Below are 18,591 nucleotides of genomic sequence, written 5' to 3'. Positions count from 1 at the left end.
CCCCCTACGTGTATTGCAGCTTGTTGTGGCAATACCAGTTGTGGCTTAAGGTGACATAAGGACTGCTTGTGATTGGTGATTAGAAGAAGAAACGGCTGCGCCGCCCTTACCTGAAGGACGGCACCCGTTTCTGAGGAAAACGAAATAGCTTGTGCGGAAAAACGTTATGCGGCAGGGTAATTAGGCTTTGTTGCTGGATCCGAATTCGCGGATTTTGCCGATAACAGTCTGCTTGATAGCATCGCGGCCCGGTGCGATGAATGTACGCGGATCGTAAGCATCCGGCTTAGCAGCAAGAACTTCGCGGACAACCTTAGCGAACGCGATTTGGTTCTCAGTGTTAACGTTGATCTTGGAAGTACCCAGGGAGATGGATTTCTGAATGTCATGTACCGGGATTCCAGTACCGCCGTGAAGTACAAGCGGAAGGTTAACTGCATCGCGGATTTCTTCCATTTCCTTGAATCCAAGGTTTGGTTCGCCCAGGTAAGGGCCGTGTACGGAACCCAGTGCAGGAGCCAGAGTGTCGATGCCTGTTTCTTTAACAATGCGTACGCATTCGTTAAGGTCAGCGTATTGGATGCCGCCGATAACGTCATCTTCCTGTCCGCCTACAGTACCAACTTCTGCTTCTACAGAAACACCTTTAGCGTGAGCATAGTCAACAACCTTCTTGGTCATCTCAATGTTATGATCAATCGGGTGGTGGGAGCCGTCGATCATTACGGAAGTAAATCCGGCATCGATAGCTTCTTTACATTTGTCAAAGCTTGAACCGTGGTCCAAGTGGATGGCTACAGGAACGGTGATTTTCATGTCATGAATAAGACCTTCAACCATCTTAACTACTGTGTAAAAGCCGCCCATGTGACGAGCTGCGCCTTCGGATACGCCAAGGATTACCGGTGACTTCTCTTCTTCTGCTGCACCAAGAATCGCTTGCGTCCACTCCAGGTTATTGATGTTGAACTGGCCAACTGCATATTTTCCTTCAAGTGCTTTGGTCAACATGTCTGTCATAGATACTAATGGCATGGTTTCAATCCTCCTAAAATATTGGGTTGCTTATATAAGCCGACATCACATACAGGCCTATTATAGCACATCCTGTGTTAAATACTAAATAGGATACACAAAAAAATGTCCCGGTGGGACGATATTCAGCCAACCCTTTGCCGGCGGACCATTTGCTCATTTTAGCGTATCCATAACAGGATGTCCCCAAACTATAATTTCTAAGCTAGCTGCATTGATCTACTGATTTGTTGTGCAGGTGCATATTGACGGCAACACGCATCTCATCGATATCAAACGGCTTGGTAAAATGCATCAGGGCTCCCAGTTTGGTCGCTTCCTTAATCATGTCCAGCTCTCCGTAGGCCGTCATCATAATGACCTTGATCGCCGGATTAAGCTCCTTCAGATGCTTGAGAATCTCGAGTCCGTCCATCCCCGGAATTTTCATATCCAGCAAAACCATATCCGGCGATTCGTTCCTGACAATGTCCAGCGCCAATTTCCCGTTAGCTGCCTGAAAGGTGGCATAACCTTCACTATTGAATACTTCCATGAGAAGAATCCGGATTCCATTCTGATCGTCGACGATTAACACTTTTTTCTTTTCCATACGTTACCCTCCCAGAGTTTAAGGCAGATTGTCCATACCGCGCCCTCTCAACAGCTAACGGCCCCGCTTCAACTTAGTCTATACGAAACCTATTATTCGTGCTTTGCAGCCAAAATCCTGCTAATTGGCTAAAATGCGTAAATCTATGCCATATAAAGGAGGAATTCCTGCGAAAAAGCGGGAATACAGTCCCCTTGCATTCCGGGAGCTATTGTGCAAAGGGTGTTTTGTCAAAAAGAAAGCCCCCGTACCGGGAGCTCCTCACAGGCCTGTCTGGCCTATTCATTCTATAGTTACATTTGCTCGGAATGTGTAAGCGAGGCTTTGACAAATTCACGGAACAGCGGCTGCGGACGATTCGGACGGGAAGTGAATTCCGGATGGAACTGCACGGACAGGAACCACGGATGACCCGGCAGCTCCACAATCTCCACCAGACGTCCGTCAGGCGAGGTTCCCGAAATAACCAGACCTGCCTTCTCCATCTCATCACGGTACGCATTATTGAATTCATACCGGTGACGGTGACGTTCGTAGACCAGCTCATCGTCATAGCAGGACATAGCCAGGGAATCCGGCAAAAGCTTGCAAGGATACAGGCCGAGGCGCATCGTGCCGCCCATATCTTCGATGTCCTTCTGCTCTGGCAGAAGGTCAATCAGCGGATGCGGAGTCGCAGGATCGATCTCGGAGCTGTTCGCTCCTGCCAGTCCCAGCATGGAACGGCCGTACTCGATGACAGACACCTGCATTCCCAGGCAAATGCCGAAGAACGGAATGGACTGCTCCCGCGCATAGCGGATGGCCGAAATCTTACCTTCGATTCCCCGGTCACCGAAGCCGCCTGGAACCAGAATACCCCCGATGCCGCCCAGCAGCTCGTCCACATTCTCATCCGTCACCAGCTCTGCATCAACCCACCGGAGCTTCACTTCGGCATTGGAGGCAAATCCGGCATGGGACAAGGATTCAACCACGCTCAGGTAAGCATCGTGCAGCGCCACATACTTGCCGACGATGGCAATCTCAACGGTACGCTCCAGCTTCTGAATCCGCTCCAGCATGCTCTCCCATTCGCGCATATCCGGTGCAGGAGTGGTCAGCTTCAAATGATTGACGACAATCTCATCCAGACCTTCGTCGCGCAGATTCAGCGGCACTTCATAGAGCGTCGAGGCATCGCGGCATTCCACAACGGCGTTCGCATCAATATCACAGAACAGAGCCAGCTTGGCTTTCATATCGTCGGTGAGCGGATATTCCGTACGGCATACGATCACATTGGGCTGAATCCCGATGCTGCGCAGCTCCTTGACACTGTGCTGGGTCGGCTTTGTTTTCACTTCTCCGGCTGCTTTGATATAAGGAATCAGGGTTACGTGAATGTACATGACATTCTCCCGGCCGATGTCGCTCTTGATCTGACGGATGGCTTCCATGAACGGCAGACTCTCGATGTCGCCCACGGTGCCGCCGATTTCGGTAATCACTACATCGGAGCCGGTCTCACGGCCTGCACGGAAGACGCGTTCCTTGATTTCGTTCGTAATATGCGGGATAACCTGTACGGTTCCCCCTAAGTATTCCCCGCGGCGTTCTTTGCTGATGACCGAGGAATAGATTTTGCCTGTGGTTACGTTGCTGTTCTTGGACAGGTTAATGTCAATAAACCGCTCGTAATGCCCAAGGTCGAGGTCGGTCTCCGCGCCGTCATCGGTCACGAATACTTCCCCGTGCTGATAAGGACTCATTGTTCCCGGGTCCACGTTAATGTAAGGATCGAATTTCTGGATCGTTACCTTGAGCCCTCTGTTCTTGAGCAGTCTGCCCAGCGAAGCAGCGGTAATGCCTTTGCCAAGGGAAGACACAACGCCACCCGTTACGAAAATATACTTTGTCACTGTAAAACCCTCCTAAATAAAGTCCAGAAATTCAGGGGACGCTTGCCCCTTATCGTATCCCTTTTTTCCATCATCCAACCGGGGAACCCGAAAGTTGCTTCCACCCGCCAAAATTCAAGGCCGGCAGCCTGGAAATCGCGGAAAACCGCAGCTTCTTGGCATACAAATTAAGCGAAGCCTATTCCTTCTTATCTTGTAAAAAAACAAAAAAGTGACACCCGTAGACCCGGGGCACTTTTTATTTTAGAAAACAATATTAACTTTCATTATAAGCCCATGCAATAGTTTACTCTGAGCGTCCCGCCCCTGTCAAGGGAGGAATTGCGCGCTGCAAAGACTGTTCTAAAATTTATCTTCCTCGTCCTCATCGTCGGCATCGTCTTCTTCGCCGTCTTCGGAATCTTCATCATCCGATTCGTCTTCGTCAATGTCGTCTTCATCGATGACCACATCTTCGTCAACTTCCTCTTCGCTGTCGTCGTCGGAATAGAGGTCGTCGCGATCTTCGTCAATCGCATCGAAATCCTCTTCCTCGGCAGCATAATTCTCTTCTTCATCAGTGAAGTCGTCATCTTCCAGATCGTCGTCTTCGTCGTTGATAATCCGCACACGCTTGGTGTTGCCGACAGGGTCATCGGAGCGTTCGAGCGGGTACCAGCGCTTCAACCCCCACAGGTTGGTTCCGACACAGGCAAAACGTCCGTCAATATTAATCTCGGTATATAGCTGGGCGATCGTATCTTGGCTCTCTTGATCGGTCAACCCGCGCAGCTTGGCAACCTCCACCATCAGATCACGGTAGTAATAAGGCGTATTGGCTGCCTTAAGCACCAGGAAGGCCAGGTCTACCATCGGCATTTCTTTTACTTTCTCAGGGTCCAGCTTTAAATTGAGTGGCGTACTCACTAAAGGACACTTCCTCTCACGCATTGTTCACATTCAATCATGCTTCATTCATGATATCCATTAACAAAACTAAGTAAAACCTATTTGCGGGTAAATTGCAAGTCTATTGCAGCAAGATCAGGGAAACAGATTCTGCGGTCCTGCCGCTGGAAGAAGGCTTGTCCGCCTGGACAGGGCAATAATTGGGATGAGCATGTTGAGACTTATGCAAGTGGAAACGGCTTTACTGTCCTAATTAAAGGACGGTACCGTTTCAGCGGGAAATAGAAGGATAAATTATCGTGTGAAACCTATAATTTCTTATATTTTTCCCAAAAAGGCGGAGGGGTTACCCCTCCGCGCATGACTGTATCCACGCCAAGGATCGGCTCCTTACGGGATGTTGCAGGGCGCCTCGCGGTTCCCTCTGTTTATTTTATGTAAACTCCAGCCTTTTGACACGATGGGCAGCCTATTTCGTTAAAAAAGGGCAAGTTCCCATTCGGACGCCATCCCCCTTTCATACAATATGGCAGCACGGCACCGAGGAGGGGACGGCGTAACCTATGGATTATTACGGATTTTGGCAGATGCTGCTTGAAGAAATGAAGGCTGCCTCCAAAAGTGCACCACGGCACATTGTGACCTTCAACGACCCCCGCATGTATGCCGGCGCCTTGTCGCAGTGGAAATCTCTGAAGAGTAAAAAGCCTGGCCTGCGGCAGGTTCAGGTCTCTACGCTGATCCGGGCTTTTTTCGTGCCCGCCGCCGGAGCAGAGCGGCTGATGGACCGTTATGCAGATTCCCTCAGTATAGAAGAAGACCACCGGATTAAGGTTCACTCGCCCCTGGCGGACAAAAGCGGTTCCGCCCTGATGCCCTGGGGGATCAGGGCCATCCGTGCTCCGCAGGCCTGGTCCAGATCGACCGGCGTCCATGTGAAGATCGGCGTCATCGATACGGGCGTCGATTTCCGCCACCCCGATCTCCGGCATTCTCTGGCCTCCGGGGTCAACCTGCTGAACCGCGGCATGATGCCGCTGGATGACAACGGCCACGGCACGCATATTGCCGGCACCCTGGCGGCGGCCGGGGGCGCGCGCAACATGATGGGCGTAGCCCCCCGGGCGCTGCTCTATCCGGTCAAGGCCTTCGACCACAACGGCTCCGCTTATGTGTCGGATATTGTCCTTGGCATCGATTGGTGCGTACAGAACAAAATCGATATCATTAACATGAGCTTCGGGATGAGGAACCGGAGCAAGGCTCTGCATGATGTGGTGATCAAGGCCTACCGGGCCGGGATTGCCATCATCGCTTCCGCCGGCAACGACGGCAAGCGCGGCGGGGATTACCCCGCGCGCTATCCGGAGACGATTGCCGTAGGCGCCCTTGACAGAAGGCAGCGCGTCGCAGCCTTCAGCAACCGCGGACCGTACATCGATGTGTACGGTCCGGGCGAGGGCATCCCCTCCTGCTGGCTGCGGGAGGGGTACAAGGAAATGAGCGGCACCTCCATGGCGACCTCGCATGTCACCGGTGCCGCGGCCCTGCTGCTCGCGCTGCGGCCGGGGCTGTCGCCCCGCGAGCTGAAGCTGCTCTTGCGCCGCACCGCCTCGCCGGTGCGGCTGCGTAAGGGCCAGCGCCGCGCATCGCTGGGCGGCGGCGCGGCCGATGCGCTGCGGCTGCTGCGCGTAGGCATCCGGGCCCGGCGCGGCAGCGGCAGCGCCGCTAGCGCCGCAGGCAGCGGAGCCGGTGGCAGCGGCGGAAGCAGCAGCGGAGCGAAGGCCGCTGCGGCGGCAAAGGCGTAAGGTACAGTGGCATAATGAGATCAAAAAGCGCCGCCCCCAGAAAATAGGGGCGGCGCTTTCCAAGTATAGTTACATCCGGTCTGGTGCGGTAACACCAACCAGCCGCAGGACATTGGCAATGGCCGTCCGTGCAGCGCCCAGCAGGGCAAGGCGGGCTACTGTCTGAGCGGCATCCTCAGTGATTACGCGCTCTGCCTTGTAGTAGCTGTGGAACAGAGAAGCCAGGTCGTATACATAGCGGACCAGGCGGTGCGGTGCATAGCCCTCGGCGGCAATGGTAATCTCCGCAGGCAGTTCACCGATTTTGCGGAGCAGATCATATTCATGTACGGCAGTCAGCTTGCTGTAATCAATCTGGGCTGCATCCGGCACTACAATCCCTTGCTCCTCCGCTTGGCGGAATATGCTGCAAATCCGCGCATGTGCGTATTGTACATAGAATACAGGGTTCTCATTGGATGTCGAAATCGCCAGATCCATGTCAAAGTCCAGATGCGAATCCATGCTGCGCATGGTGAAGAAGTAACGGATTGCGTCGATTCCAACTTCCTCCATCAGGTCTTCCATCGTGACGGCTTTGCCGGTACGCTTGGACATCTTGACCTTCTCGCCGTCCTGGAACAGGCTGACCATCTGGGCGATCAGCACTACGAGCTTCTCGGGATCATTGCCGAGCGCCGCCATGGCCGCCTTCATCCGTGGGATGTAGCCGTGGTGGTCGGCTCCCCAGATGTTGATCATCGTGTCGTAGCCGCGGCCGTATTTGTCGCTGTGATAGGCGATATCCGGTGTGAGGTACGTATACGTGCCATCGTTCTTGATCAGCACGCGGTCTTTATCATCGCCGTATTTGGTGGTCGCAAGCCAGGTGGCGCCTTCCTTCTCATAGACTTCTCCGCGCTCGCGGAGCTCATCCAGCGAACGCAGCACTTCTCCGTTCTCATAGAGGGAGGTTTCACTGAACCAGATATCGAAGTTGACCCGGAACCGGCTGAGGTCGCGTTTGATTTTGTCCAGCTCCTTGGCAAGCCCGTAGGTACGGAAGAATGCCGCACGGTCGCCCGGTGTCATAGCCAGCAGAGAATCGCCCTTCTCCGCCACCAGCTCCTTGGCGAAGCCTTTGATATCCTCTCCATGATAACCGTCCTCCGGCATATCGGCCGGCTGGCCCAGCTCCTGCAGGTACCGGGTCTCGATGGATTTGCACAGATTGGCGACCTGGTTGCCGGCATCATTAATGTAGTATTCCCGGGTCACGTTGTAACCGGCATAATCCAGCACGTTGCACAGGGCATCGCCGACCGCAGCCCCGCGGGCATGTCCCAGATGAAGGCTCCCGGTAGGGTTCGCGCTGACGAACTCCATTTCTACACGCTTGCCCTGGCCTATGTTCACACGGCCATAACCGTCACCCTGCTCGGCCACAAGTGCGATCACGGGGTAGAGATAGCTTTTGGACAAAGTGAAGTTAATGAAGCCCGGTCCGGCAATCTCCGCCTTCTCAATAGAAGCGCGGCCCGTATCCAGATGCTCTATAATCGCCTCGGCGATCTGCCGGGGGTTACGCTTAGCAATCTTGGTCAGCTGCATCGCAGCATTCGTAGCCATATCTCCATGGGCCTTGTCCTTCGGTACTTCCAGCACAATGGCCGGCAGCTCTTCGCGGGACACCAGACCTGCGGCTACTACCGCATCGGCGATGGCCTCCTTCACCCGTTCATGGGCAAGCTGGAGCGGATTTAAAGATTGTGTCATGATTGTGGTTCCTCCTGTATATTCAAACTTATAGCGAACTGTCCTGATATTTCCCCGTATACGTAGAGATCATATTCCCATGAAACGGCAAGCGATCTTCCTTCGCGCTTGATGTCCAGTGTCTTCGTGTCTGTGGTGAGATTGAACTGTGTATAAGGCGAGCGGTAGAATCCGGGCAGCGGTTGCCCCAGCTCAAAGGACTGCTCCGACTGGACAGCGCCATGGCGGATCAGCTTGATTCTGCCCTCTGAAATCTTCAGCGTGTTGCGTACCACAACTGCTGCGCCTTCGGGCGCGGTCTGCTGCTCTTCATAAATGATGTACAGCGCCTGCCCCTTGGCAATAGCCTCTCCTGCAGCATGTACCACACTACGCTCTGTGCCCTGCACACTCTCCAGCGTTACCGAAACGCCGTATTTGCCTTGCGGTCCTTCAGTCATCACATGTTCCCCGCTTATTCGTACTTGTAATCATAGAGGTCATATTCGCTTTCCCATTGTACACTATATCCAGATCAGGAGGGCAATTCAATCGCTTTTTCATCTGCCCTGGCCCTCACAGCGGCAATAACGCTACACTCTCCCTGCCGCGAAGCTGGCTGATCATCGATGTCCAGGCTTCCGGCTTGCCCTCCAGCACGGCGTAATAACGGGTCAGGAAATCGGCCACCAGCGGCGCCGCGAGGCTCTCCAGCTCCTCATCTCCGGGCATGAAGCAGAGGTCCAGACCGGACACGGCCTCGCCATCTCCCTGCCAGGAAGGGTGGACATAGGGAATATCTATTCTTTTATAGCCCAAATGCGACAGAACTTCACGGCGGACGTACGGGTCCATCGGCTTAATTCCGCCAAAATCATATCCCACACGGTACGGATCATAGATCTCAGCGAACATCCCCAGCAGCTCCGTGTGATTCTCAGCCGCCAGCTTCTCCAGGTCCTTCAAGCGTTGACGCGCCAGAAAACGGCCAATGCCCAGCCCTTCCCGGCCAATGATGGTGAAATCGGTCATCGCTACATTCCAGTCGGCATAGTAACGGTATTCCGTAGTGCCTACAACCTTCCCTTCATGCACCGCAGCGAACACGCGTATTCCCGGATCGGCAAGCGGCTCCTTCCACAAGCTGTACTCCAGCACTTCCTCGGGCGGAAATACATCCGACAGCAGCTGATGCACCTCTCTGAACAACGGGTCGGCAATATCTGTAATTCTTCTATAATCCATAGTCAAGGGATCTCCTCCAAGTGATAGGCTGTATTCATTTATTGAAAAGGATTCCGCCATTCCATCAGCGCTGCGTAATTCCCTGATTCCTCGTCCTCCAGATAACCTGCGACCACACGAACGGGAGACCGGCCGCACCGCAGCAGAAAAGTAATCACCGGATCAGACCAGCTTCCGGCGATAACCCCGGCCAGATACTCTTCCGCTGTCATCTGCCCGGCCACCCGGTGATAGCCCGGCATCCGGCCCGCTCCCAGCAGCCGCTCCAGCTTCTGTTCCACGACCACATGGTATAACGACTGGACCAGCTCCTTGCCCAGACCCAGCTTGCGGTACCCGGGACGGACACACAAATCCGCGATATACAGCGTGTTCCCCCCCGGCTGATGCGTAGTGAGATAACCGTCGGCCGTAACCTCTGACCACGTATGATGATGCGCCGGCGCCTCCGGGTCAAAATTCATCAGGAATCCGGTAACCGATCCGGCCAGCTCCCCGGCCACCTCTACACATAAGGCCCCTTCCGGAAAAAGTGTCACGTGATTCTGCAACTGCTCCCGGTTCCACCACAGCTCCGCAGGATAAGGCGGCGGGAACGCCTCGGACTGAATCGTGATCAGCTCGGTGAAGTCAGCTTCCGTATAGGAACGGATCACCGCAGGCACCGGCGTCTTGCCGTCCAGAGCGTAGAACTTCTTATAATACATCCGTTAGTCTCCCCCTTACGTCCAGTCGGTGTACAGATCGGTGCGGCGGTCACGCCACGTGGTTACAGACCCGTGTTCCCGCACGCGGTACAGCAGCTCCAGATCCAGATCGGCGGTGATAATCATATCGTTGTTGATCTCTCCTTCGGCCAGCAGACCCTGCGGAGGGAACGGAATGTCATTGGGTGTGATAATCGCCGCCTGGCCGAAGTTGGCCCGCATCAGATCAACGGTAGGCAAGGAGCCTACGGTCCCGGTCAGCACCACGTAGACTTGATTCTCGATAGCCCGCGCGTGGCTTGTATACCGTACCCGGTGGAAGCCGTGGCGGTCATCCGTGCAAGACGGGCAGAAGATCACATCTGCGCCCTTGGCCCGGGCCATGCGTACAATCTCAGGGAATTCAATGTCATAGCAGGTCAGCATGGCAATGGTCCCATGATCTGTCTGGAATACCTGAAGCTCCTCACCCGCCCCCATATTCCAGCCCTCTACCTCAGCAGGGGTAATATGCAGCTTGGCCTGCTCGGCAATTCTTCCGTCCGGGTAAAAAAGATGGGCTACATTATACAGCTTGCCGCTGCGCCGCAGCACATGGGTCCCCCCAATAATGTGTACCGCATACTTCCTCGCGTACCCGGAGAACATCTCCAGGTAACGGTCCGTGAACTGCGGCAGATCCTCAATCCCCAGCGCCTCCCCGTCCTCGCCTCCGATCGACATCAGCTGTGTCGTAAGAAATTCAGGGAAGAGAATAAATTCGGCGCCGTACTCCCCGGCCGTCTTGATATAGTGCTCACACTCGGCAGCAAACTCCCCGAAGGAGGAGATGGTGTGCAGATGATATTGTACAGCAGATACGCGAAAAGCCATGGCGGCAGTCCTCCCGGGCATGATAGTTACATGCATTTTCATAAGTATCTAAAATTTTACCATAACCGTTCACAAGTAGAAACGGCTTTGCCGTCCTTTTAAAGGACACTCCCAAGTTCCCCGCCGGGTCGGGCAAGTTCCGCTTTCTCTGCCAATGGTGAATATCTCCTCTCATCCTTTCCCATAATGAGGAATACAAGCCGCGGCAGCCCTCACGGGGCCAGCCTGTGTCACTGCTTGAATTCGAAGGAGCCTGATACCATGACGCGCGATTCTGCCACACCCAAAGTCCGCAAACGCCGCTTCCGCCTGCTCTTTCGGCTGCTGGCCGTCTCCGCCCTGCTCTTCCTCCTGGCAGCCGGCGCTCTGCTTGGATACCTATATCAGAAGCCGCTCCCCCCGCTCGGGGATGATGTCCGCTCCAGACTGCTTGACGCACGGGGCAATGTGATGACCACCTTCACTACAGACGGCCGCAGCCGCGAGCCTGTTGAGCTTAACCGGATCTCCCCGCTGCTCATCAAGGCCACGCTGGCTGTGGAGGACCGGAAATTCTATAATCATATCGGCTTTGATCTGAAAGGCATGGGGAGAGCGGTGCTCGCCAATCTGGAGGCGGGCAGACGCACGCAAGGGGCCAGCACCTTAACCCAGCAGCTCGCGCGCAATCTGTACCTGACCCATGAGAAGACCTGGACCCGCAAGGCCAAGGAAGCGCTATACACTCTGCAGCTGGAAATGAAATATTCTAAGGACGAAATCCTGAATATGTATTTAAATGAAATCTATTACGGACACGGCGCTTACGGAATCGAGGCTGCGGCCCGGATGTATTTCGGCAAAGCTGCCGCAGATCTGGATCTGGCGGAGAGCGCCCTGCTGGCCGGAGTGCCCAAGGGACCCACCTATTATTCTCCTTATAATCATCTGGACAGCGCCTTGAAGCGTCAAGGCATTATCCTGGCCGCCATGGTTGATACGGGGGATATTACGGAGTTGCAGGCACAGGAGGCTGCCAAGGAGCAGCTGAAGCTGAGCCCGCAGGGTCAAAAGGATACCACGGTGGCTGCACCCTATTTCCGCGATTATGTACGCAGTCTGGTGATCGACAGCCTGCATATCAGCAGTGACGAGCTGGACCGGGGCGGGCTGAATGTCTATACGACACTTGACCCGGATATGCAGCAGGCTGCGGAAGCGGCTGTGGATCAAGGCATGGACCACAGCAGCGAGCTGGAGACGGCCCTCGTCTCTGTTGATCCCCGCACCGGCTACGTGAAGGCTATGGTCGGGGGCACGAATTACCGGACCAGCTCCTTCAACCATGCGCTGGCGAAGACGCGCCAGCCCGGCTCTTCCTTTAAGCCGATTATGTATTTGGCGGCGCTGTCGACCAAAGAAATGACCGGCTTGTCCGTCTTCAACAGCCAGCCGACGCTGTTCCATTATGATAACAACCGCAAGACGTACCAGCCCCGGAATTTCGGGGATAAATATCTGGGAGAGATTAATATGCGGCAAGCCATTGCTGCGTCCGACAATATCTATGCAGTGAATACTATTATGAAGATCGGGGCAGATAAGGTCGCCGCTATGGCAGCCGCCATGGGGATTAACAGTCCGCTGCAGAGCGTTCCTTCGCTGGCGCTAGGAACCTCGCCTGTCAGCCCGCTGGAGATGGCCGCAGCCTTCGCAGTGATTGCGAATGGCGGAGTGAAGCAGCCGGTCACTGCGGTCCTGAAGATCACGGATGCGGGCGGACATCTTCTATATGAAGCTCCGCAGCCAGAGGGTCAGCCCGTGGTTGAGCCGGCAGCGGCTTACGTGTTAACCCGGCTGATGGAGGGGGTCTTCGAGAGCGGAGGCACCGGGAACCGGGTGGCCTCGATGATCAAGCGCCCGGTTGCCGGCAAGACCGGCACTACAGATACCGACGGATGGATGGTAGGCTTCACGCCTGAGCTCTCAACCGCCGTCTGGGTCGGATACGATAAGGGCCGCGATATTGCGACCACCGACGGCAGGCGGGCAGCACCGATCTTCGCCGGATTCACGGAAAAAGCATTGGAGAATGTGCCGCCGAAGATTTTTCCCATTCCCGATGGCGTGGTCAGCGTATATGTCGATCCGCTGTCCGGCATGCTGGCTACAGCAGACTGTCCGGAGAAAAAGCTGGAGACCTTCATCAGCGGCACAGAGCCTACCGCATATTGTGACCAGCATAGCTCCGGTGAACCCGGAGCTTCCGGAAGCTCCGATCCTTCCGGCTCTGCCGATCCGGTCAAGGAAGAGCATTCCCTATGGAATAATATCAAGCGTTGGTGGATGAACTAACCGGGGATTGCCGCTCCCCGCTGTCTGCGTTACGATGGGGAGACTGGCAGAGGCGTACGCCCGCCTAACTCCGCCGCAGGAAGGTGTGCCATCCATTCATGAAGCCGAATCACTCCGCCGGCCTTGAGCCGGACGCGCCACAGCTGCTGCAGCCTGAGCTCTACAAGCTCCCGGCAGTTGAAGCAGCACCGCGCCTTCTTGGCCAGCATCTCGTCCGCCGCACAGAAGACGGGGACATCCGCTGCCGTATTGTGGAGACAGAGAGCTATGGAGGCGCTGAGGATAAAGGCAGCCATGCGTATGGCAGCCGCCGGACCGCCCGTACAGAGGTCATGTTCAGCGCCGGAGGCGCAGTGTATGTATACCTGATCTACGGCATGTACCATTGCCTGAATGTCGTAACTGCCGCTCAGGACGAGCCGCATGCCGTTCTGATCCGGGCAGTAGAGCCGCTTACGGAGAGGGATGCCGAGCTTATGGCGGCATATAGAGGAGTTGCCGTGAGGAAGCCCTCGGACCTCTCGGGCGGGCCGGGCAAGCTGTGCCGGGCGCTGCGGATTGACAAGAGTCTTAACAATACCAGGTTCGATCTGCCGGAAGGCCCGCTGAGCATCGAGCAGGGGGATGACCCGGAGTCCCTGGATATTGTCGAGGCCCCGCGCATCAATATTCCTTATGCGGAAGAGTATGCCGGGCGCCCCTGGCGCTTCTATCTGAAGGGCAATCCTTATGTCTCGGTCAGCGATCCGCAGGCACAGCCCCACAGGCTGGTCTAAAGGCCTATACCGCTGTTTCGGCTGTGGTATATTGGGTATTAATAAGAGAACCCTAATCAGCCTCTCCCTTGGAACTTTCCAGGCGGAGAGGTTTTTCTATATTTTGATCTCCGCACCCTTAGGCGCCAAAAAATGATAAACACTCCTATAAAATGACAATAAATCCCCCTATTTGTATACGCTTCCCCCGTTCTCTAAACTTACAATTACTGCTATAATCATATATATCTACAAAAAATATAAAGATGTAAATGAGGGACATGGGATGAAAGATACAGGCATGATCCGAAGCTTAGACAGTCTCGGAAGAATTGTGGTTCCCGTAGAAATCCGCATGACACGTAATATTGACATTGGGGATCCTATCGAATTTTTTATACTGGATGAGGATATCATCGTCCTCCGAAAGTACACCTCCACAGAATGCACCTTTTGCAGAAGTCTTGATCATGTGACCTACTATAAGGATCAGTTCATTTGCAACACCTGTCTGAAGGAGCTTAGTGACCCCGACCGCGGATCAGAACCCATCCATGCCTCCCCTAGTTCAGCAGAAGAGCATCCCGAGCCAGCCCGCGGGGGACGGAGAAGCAAGACCGAAGAAATGAGTCTGCGTCTTATGAAAGCGATCGAAGATCATCCCTATGCCAACCAGAAGGAGCTTGCCGAGGTTCTCGGCATCAGCCAAGCCAGAGTCAGCCAACTCAAGCGCAAGCTGAACACTCCCGGCAGAACAGATCCGCAGTAACCGTTATCCATTCATCCCTGCTTAGACATCAGATAAGGCTTGGCCCCGTTGGGGCCAAGCCTTAATTTTTGGGCGAAGCATATAACCTGATCTTCTATTCCGATAGCGCAGCTTTCAGCTCCTCAGGCGAAGCGGCCCACCACTCTTCATTATGGGCCATCAGCAGGGATTTCAGCGCTGCCCGCTCAGCACTTCCAAGTCCATCCAGAATAAGCTTGCGCTTCAAGGCCGCATCCAGCTTATTGACATGATCCGCAAGAATCTTCCAGCCGCGCCGCGCTTCGGTGTCAATCCACATCTCACAGGCGGTAATTCCGCCGTAGAACTGTCCCTCCGGGGTACGGTCAACGGCGACCCATACGACCCATACCTGTCTTCCCGCCGGAACATCCTCACGGTTCATAGAGAATTTAATTCCCTTCTCCACTTTGCTCTTGGCATGCATGGCACCTATATCAATAACGGCGATGCCCTGATCAATAATGACAGGCGATACATTGTTCAGATCAATCGAGCCTGCACCGAAGCCTTTATGCTTGGCTCTGGCGTTCACAATATTCAAGGCAATTTGTTTTTTGCCCTCCGGTTGTACGTTATCCACATGTGCACATCCTTTCCATTCACTAATTATTTAATTTTAGCTAATAATGCGGCGATTGCAAACATATACATCCCGTAGATGCTTGTCACGGGAGGAATCATAGTATGAAGCCACATTCATTAAGGTATACCCTCATCTTCGCAGTCCTGGCTGTCCTCACCTTGCTTGGAGGCGGAATATGGTTTCTGTCAGGGCATAGCCCTGCCGTATGGACTGCCTCTGTTCCAAAAGAGGCCAAGTCCCCCGCCATTATCCCCCGGCAGCAGCCCGTGCAGTCCGATCTTTCAGATACGATCTACACATCGGAGACAGAGGCTTTAAGCCAGCGCGTGGTTGAATATCACATGGATGTGGAGCTCCTGCCTGATAAGGAGACCCTGGTCGCCTCCGAGACGCTGACCTGGACCCATCCGGGCGCAAAGCCGGTCCAGGAGCTCTACTTTCATCTGTATCCCAATGCATTCTCATCCGCCGGCACCACCTTCATGAAGGAGTCCGGGGGCACGCTTCGCGGTGACACCATGCCTGCTGGGGGTTACGGGAGCATTACCCTGACAGATTTGCGGACCTCCGAGGGCATTTCGCTGATGCAGCGCACCCAATATGTGCAGCCGGACGACGGCAATGTCAATGACAGAACACTGCTCAAGGTCCATCTGCCACAGCCGGTGAACGGCGGCGAGAGCGTTACGGTAAGGCTTAAATTCGAGGTCAAGCTGCCGAAAATTTTCGCCCGGATGGGAACCGCTGACGACTTCGTGATGGCCGGCCAGTGGTTTCCGAAGCTTAGCGTCTATGAGCCTGCCGGCAGAAGAGGACTCAAGGAAGAAGGCTGGAACCTGCATCAATACCACGGCAACTCCGAGTTCTACAGTGATTTTGGAATTTACAATGTATCGATTTCTGTCCCGCCCGAGTATAAGGTCGCCGCAACCGGGTTTCCGGTGAGAGACGCCAAGGTGGTGAAGGGGCGCAAGATCTATCAGTTCTATGCAGATGACGTCCACGACTTCGCCTGGGCGGCATCGCCTGATTTCGTGGTTTCCGAGAAGGCCTTCTCCGCGCCGCAGGTGCCCGGGGTGAAGATTAAGCTCTATCTGGACCCGCTGCATAAGCATCTCCAGGAGCGTTACTTCCAGGCGGCTGAGGCTGCACTGATGGCATTCAGCAAGTGGTACGGCCCTTATCCCTACTCCACCTTATCGATTGTTGTCCCGCCGGAGTCCGGCAACGGGGCCGGAGGAATGGAGTATCCGACCCTGATTACCGCCTTCGGCGCCACGGACACTTCACCGGGCACCTCCCTGGAACGCACGATCATCCACGAGATCGGGCACCAATATTTCTACGGCCTGGTGGCCAGCAATGAATTCGAAGAAGCCTGGCTGGATGAGAGCTTCACCTCTTATGCCGAAGACCGGCTGATGGAACAGGAATACGGTGTGGTCTCAAGCCTCCCTCTGCAGTCCAGCCTGGTCTCCTCTTCACAGCCGCTTAAGCTGGAGACCTGGAAATACACCGGTGATGACGCCTACACTCGCAATGTATACATCCGGGGCAAGCTGGTGCTGAAGGATATCGAACGCATCGCCGGGACCAAGAATATGGATGCCATCCTCGCCGCCTATGCCCGCAAATACCGCTTCCAGCATCCGTCCACCGCCGACTTCCAGAAGGTTGTGGAGAAAGTGACCAAGCAATCCTGGCAGACGTATTTTGAGCGGTATGTCTATAGCGGGGGGGCACCCGACTTCGCAGTCGACGATATCAGGCTCACCGTCAGACGGGACAACAGTGACGGCGGGGGGAGCCGCTATAGCGCTGTGGTTGATGTAAGCAACAAGGGCAGCCTGTACCCCGATGTTCCCGTGAAATTCACCTTCGCAGACGGGTACACGGTGCAGCAATACTGGAATGGCGAGGGTAAGGCTACTTCCTTTGAGTTAGCGTATAAAGCGCCGCTGGTCTCCGCAGAGATCGATCCGGGGCATTCCATTCTGCTGGAGAGCAGGCATCTTAATAATTTCAGAATGGCGGAGCTTGAGCCGCGTACACTCTCCCGCTGGACGCTTAGTGCATCAACTCTGCTTGAAACCCTGCTCGGAACTCTTGTCTGGTGAGGTGAAGGAATGGTGAAAAGTTCAATTGCCCGCGGTTGGATCAGCATGAAAGAGCAATTCTATATATTGATTCTGCTATTTATCTACCGGCTGTTCTGGGGATATTTCCTGTACAAATTCATTAAAAGCGCGGTTGTCCCCGTCCTGCTCCGCTACCCGGATGCGAATGCCGGCGGCAGCGGAATAGGCAGGCTGCTGTATTATATCGAGGGGCAGACCGCGCTGCGCACCGACCCCGCCGTCCAGCACTGGCTGTGGCTGCTGCTTGCGCTGACAGTGCTAAGGCTGCTGGTGACTCCCTTTATCCGTGCAGGGCTGCTGCACGAGCTTCACCAGGAGCGCGACGGAGCGCGGGGACTGTTCTTTTTTCCCGGAATGAGAAAATATGGGCTGCCGGTGCTGGTGTTCAGCCTCATCGAATGGGCGCTAACCCTCCTGCCGCTCTCTTGGCTGCTTCCGCGTATGTACCGTCATCTGCTCAGCGGTGTTCTCGATGTCCAGCTTCTGCTGAAGCTGGTGCCTTATGTGCTGGGCTGGCTGCTCTATCTCTTCCTTGTCCGCAAGCTTCTGCTCTATATGCAATTCGGCTATACCGCCGGTACCGGCATGTTCTCCTCACTGCTGATCTGCCTGAAGATGCTGCTGCCTTCGATCGGTATATCCATCGTTCTGGGGGCGGGAAGCCTGGCCGTAATTCTGCTCTGCAGCGCCTCTGCTCTGTTCTATCCCGGATTGCCGGCCCTTATGCTCCGCCAGGCAGCTCCGCTGCCCTCCACGCTGTTCGATATGTGGGGAATCGCTGCCCAGTACCACCTTTGGTCCAGTAAATCATTTCCACAATAATAAGCTGCTGAAGCGGCATACTAAAGAGAGTCACAGCCCCTTATCAGGGAGCAGGACTCTTTTTTGCTTGAACGGAGGACAAAAGCATTTGCAAAAGGGGAAATCCTCTGATACAATGATGGCTGTACCAGTAGTAACAAAGTTGTAATCTTTCAAGCAAAATATTCCGTAACTCTTGCAATTTAAGCAATACCGATAAGTCACTGTTCTGGTGCATAAAACGCCGAATTCCCTGCACCGGGAAGTGGGGGAACCATATTTTGGGTGAATTGATCTCGCTTTAGAGGGGTCATAGGGGAACCTTCTACCGAATCCTTAAGCTAACCTCGCAGGCCCTGGAAGGAGTACATCTTTTGATTAGTCAGAATTTCAAGAAAAAATGCACC

General features: G+C 54.6%; 16 protein-coding genes and 1 riboswitch. Of the genes, 6 read left to right on the top strand and 10 right to left on the bottom strand.

The window, feature by feature from the left end; genetic code table 11:
* Positions 1 to 180: 180 nt before the first annotated feature.
* The 4 genes from fba to rpoE form a co-directional block, all read right to left on the bottom strand.
* Positions 181 to 1,035 carry a class II fructose-1,6-bisphosphate aldolase gene (gene fba / locus NYE26_RS31860; RefSeq protein WP_036724454.1) on the bottom strand — a complete coding sequence of 285 codons (855 nt, stop codon included), beginning with the start codon at positions 1,033 to 1,035 and terminating at the stop codon, positions 181 to 183.
* Positions 1,036 to 1,240: 205 nt separating this feature from the next.
* Positions 1,241 to 1,627: a response regulator gene (locus NYE26_RS31855; protein WP_036698896.1), complete on the bottom strand. Its 387-nt coding sequence runs from the start codon at positions 1,625 to 1,627 to the stop codon at positions 1,241 to 1,243.
* A 293-nt stretch (positions 1,628 to 1,920) separates the two neighbouring features.
* Positions 1,921 to 3,528, bottom strand: coding sequence for a CTP synthase (locus tag NYE26_RS31850; RefSeq protein WP_036724451.1), 1,608 nt, complete (start codon positions 3,526 to 3,528; stop codon positions 1,921 to 1,923).
* A gap of 342 nt (positions 3,529 to 3,870) precedes the next feature.
* On the bottom strand, positions 3,871 to 4,434 hold the full coding sequence (gene rpoE / locus NYE26_RS31845; protein WP_036724449.1) for a DNA-directed RNA polymerase subunit delta: 564 nt from the start codon (positions 4,432 to 4,434) through the stop codon (positions 3,871 to 3,873).
* A 545-nt stretch (positions 4,435 to 4,979) separates the two neighbouring features.
* Between rpoE and NYE26_RS31840 the strand changes: the two genes are divergently transcribed.
* Positions 4,980 to 6,224: a S8 family peptidase gene (locus tag NYE26_RS31840; protein ID WP_339252749.1), complete on the top strand. Its 1,245-nt coding sequence runs from the start codon at positions 4,980 to 4,982 to the stop codon at positions 6,222 to 6,224.
* A gap of 69 nt (positions 6,225 to 6,293) precedes the next feature.
* Here NYE26_RS31840 and argS read toward each other — a convergent pair whose 3' ends face one another.
* From argS to NYE26_RS31815, 5 genes are all read right to left on the bottom strand, one after another.
* Positions 6,294 to 7,979 (bottom strand): arginine--tRNA ligase, encoded by a 1,686-nt coding sequence (gene argS, locus NYE26_RS31835; protein ID WP_339252747.1) that lies wholly within the window; start codon positions 7,977 to 7,979, stop codon positions 6,294 to 6,296.
* Complete coding sequence (locus NYE26_RS31830; RefSeq protein WP_036724444.1) at positions 7,976 to 8,419, bottom strand: DUF1934 domain-containing protein; 444 nt, start codon at positions 8,417 to 8,419, stop codon at positions 7,976 to 7,978. Before NYE26_RS31830 ends, argS begins: the two co-directional genes overlap by 4 nt.
* 115 nt (positions 8,420 to 8,534) lie before the next feature.
* Positions 8,535 to 9,203, bottom strand: coding sequence for a GNAT family N-acetyltransferase (locus NYE26_RS31825; protein ID WP_339252745.1), 669 nt, complete (start codon positions 9,201 to 9,203; stop codon positions 8,535 to 8,537).
* Between the two features lie 38 nt (positions 9,204 to 9,241).
* The gene (locus NYE26_RS31820) at positions 9,242 to 9,910 is read right to left on the bottom strand and encodes a GNAT family N-acetyltransferase (protein WP_339252743.1); all 669 of its coding nucleotides are present in this window, start codon (positions 9,908 to 9,910) and stop codon (positions 9,242 to 9,244) included.
* A gap of 15 nt (positions 9,911 to 9,925) precedes the next feature.
* The gene (locus NYE26_RS31815; protein ID WP_036724439.1) at positions 9,926 to 10,783 is read right to left on the bottom strand and encodes a carbon-nitrogen hydrolase family protein; all 858 of its coding nucleotides are present in this window, start codon (positions 10,781 to 10,783) and stop codon (positions 9,926 to 9,928) included.
* Positions 10,784 to 11,044: 261 nt separating this feature from the next.
* Between NYE26_RS31815 and NYE26_RS31810 the strand changes: the two genes are divergently transcribed.
* The 3 genes from NYE26_RS31810 to NYE26_RS31800 all read left to right on the top strand — a co-directional run bounded on the left by NYE26_RS31810 (position 11,045) and on the right by NYE26_RS31800 (position 14,641).
* Entirely contained in the window at positions 11,045 to 13,117 is a 2,073-nt protein-coding gene (locus tag NYE26_RS31810; protein WP_339252741.1) for a PBP1A family penicillin-binding protein, read from the top strand.
* Positions 13,118 to 13,215: 98 nt separating this feature from the next.
* The gene (locus NYE26_RS31805) at positions 13,216 to 13,893 is read left to right on the top strand and encodes a DNA-3-methyladenine glycosylase (protein ID WP_339252739.1); all 678 of its coding nucleotides are present in this window, start codon (positions 13,216 to 13,218) and stop codon (positions 13,891 to 13,893) included.
* A 265-nt stretch (positions 13,894 to 14,158) separates the two neighbouring features.
* Entirely contained in the window at positions 14,159 to 14,641 is a 483-nt protein-coding gene (locus tag NYE26_RS31800) for a winged helix-turn-helix transcriptional regulator (protein WP_036724433.1), read from the top strand.
* 94 nt (positions 14,642 to 14,735) lie between these two features.
* Here NYE26_RS31800 and NYE26_RS31795 read toward each other — a convergent pair whose 3' ends face one another.
* Positions 14,736 to 15,242 (bottom strand): YwhD family protein, encoded by a 507-nt coding sequence (locus tag NYE26_RS31795; protein ID WP_036724431.1) that lies wholly within the window; start codon positions 15,240 to 15,242, stop codon positions 14,736 to 14,738.
* A 104-nt stretch (positions 15,243 to 15,346) separates the two neighbouring features.
* On the opposite strand from NYE26_RS31795, the gene NYE26_RS31790 reads away from it, so the two are divergent.
* Together NYE26_RS31790 and NYE26_RS31785 are read left to right on the top strand one after the other, a co-directional pair.
* Positions 15,347 to 17,362 carry a M1 family aminopeptidase gene (locus NYE26_RS31790; RefSeq protein ID WP_339252736.1) on the top strand — a complete coding sequence of 672 codons (2,016 nt, stop codon included), beginning with the start codon at positions 15,347 to 15,349 and terminating at the stop codon, positions 17,360 to 17,362.
* Positions 17,363 to 17,371: 9 nt separating this feature from the next.
* Positions 17,372 to 18,205: a hypothetical protein gene (locus tag NYE26_RS31785; RefSeq protein WP_339252734.1), complete on the top strand. Its 834-nt coding sequence runs from the start codon at positions 17,372 to 17,374 to the stop codon at positions 18,203 to 18,205.
* 211 nt (positions 18,206 to 18,416) lie between these two features.
* Positions 18,417 to 18,555: riboswitch (cyclic di-AMP (ydaO/yuaA leader) on the top strand.
* The last annotated feature ends 36 nt before the right edge of the window (positions 18,556 to 18,591 follow it).

Source organism: Paenibacillus sp. FSL P2-0136 (genome assembly GCF_037975325.1).
Taxonomy (GTDB): Bacteria; Bacillota; Bacilli; order Paenibacillales; family Paenibacillaceae; genus Paenibacillus_AQ; species Paenibacillus_AQ silagei.
The sequence above is the reverse complement of the archived record's forward strand: the minus strand, read 5'-3'. Positions and strand labels throughout refer to the sequence as shown.

Excerpts from the sequence above, each read along its gene's own strand:
- fba (WP_036724454.1), bottom strand. The coding sequence starts at position 1,035 with ATGCCATTAGTATCTATGACAGACATGTTGACCAAAGCACTTGAAGGA.
- NYE26_RS31855 (WP_036698896.1), bottom strand. The coding sequence starts at position 1,627 with ATGGAAAAGAAAAAAGTGTTAATCGTCGACGATCAGAATGGAATCCGG.
- NYE26_RS31840 (WP_339252749.1), top strand. The coding sequence starts at position 4,980 with ATGGATTATTACGGATTTTGGCAGATGCTGCTTGAAGAAATGAAGGCT.
- argS (WP_339252747.1), bottom strand. The coding sequence starts at position 7,979 with ATGACACAATCTTTAAATCCGCTCCAGCTTGCCCATGAACGGGTGAAG.
- NYE26_RS31830 (WP_036724444.1), bottom strand. The coding sequence starts at position 8,419 with ATGACTGAAGGACCGCAAGGCAAATACGGCGTTTCGGTAACGCTGGAG.
- NYE26_RS31825 (WP_339252745.1), bottom strand. The coding sequence starts at position 9,203 with ATGGATTATAGAAGAATTACAGATATTGCCGACCCGTTGTTCAGAGAG.
- NYE26_RS31820 (WP_339252743.1), bottom strand. The coding sequence starts at position 9,910 with ATGTATTATAAGAAGTTCTACGCTCTGGACGGCAAGACGCCGGTGCCT.
- NYE26_RS31815 (WP_036724439.1), bottom strand. The coding sequence starts at position 10,783 with ATGGCTTTTCGCGTATCTGCTGTACAATATCATCTGCACACCATCTCC.
- NYE26_RS31810 (WP_339252741.1), top strand. The coding sequence starts at position 11,045 with ATGACGCGCGATTCTGCCACACCCAAAGTCCGCAAACGCCGCTTCCGC.
- NYE26_RS31805 (WP_339252739.1), top strand. The coding sequence starts at position 13,216 with ATGAAGCCGAATCACTCCGCCGGCCTTGAGCCGGACGCGCCACAGCTG.
- NYE26_RS31800 (WP_036724433.1), top strand. The coding sequence starts at position 14,159 with ATGAAAGATACAGGCATGATCCGAAGCTTAGACAGTCTCGGAAGAATT.
- NYE26_RS31790 (WP_339252736.1), top strand. The coding sequence starts at position 15,347 with ATGAAGCCACATTCATTAAGGTATACCCTCATCTTCGCAGTCCTGGCT.
- NYE26_RS31785 (WP_339252734.1), top strand. The coding sequence starts at position 17,372 with ATGGTGAAAAGTTCAATTGCCCGCGGTTGGATCAGCATGAAAGAGCAA.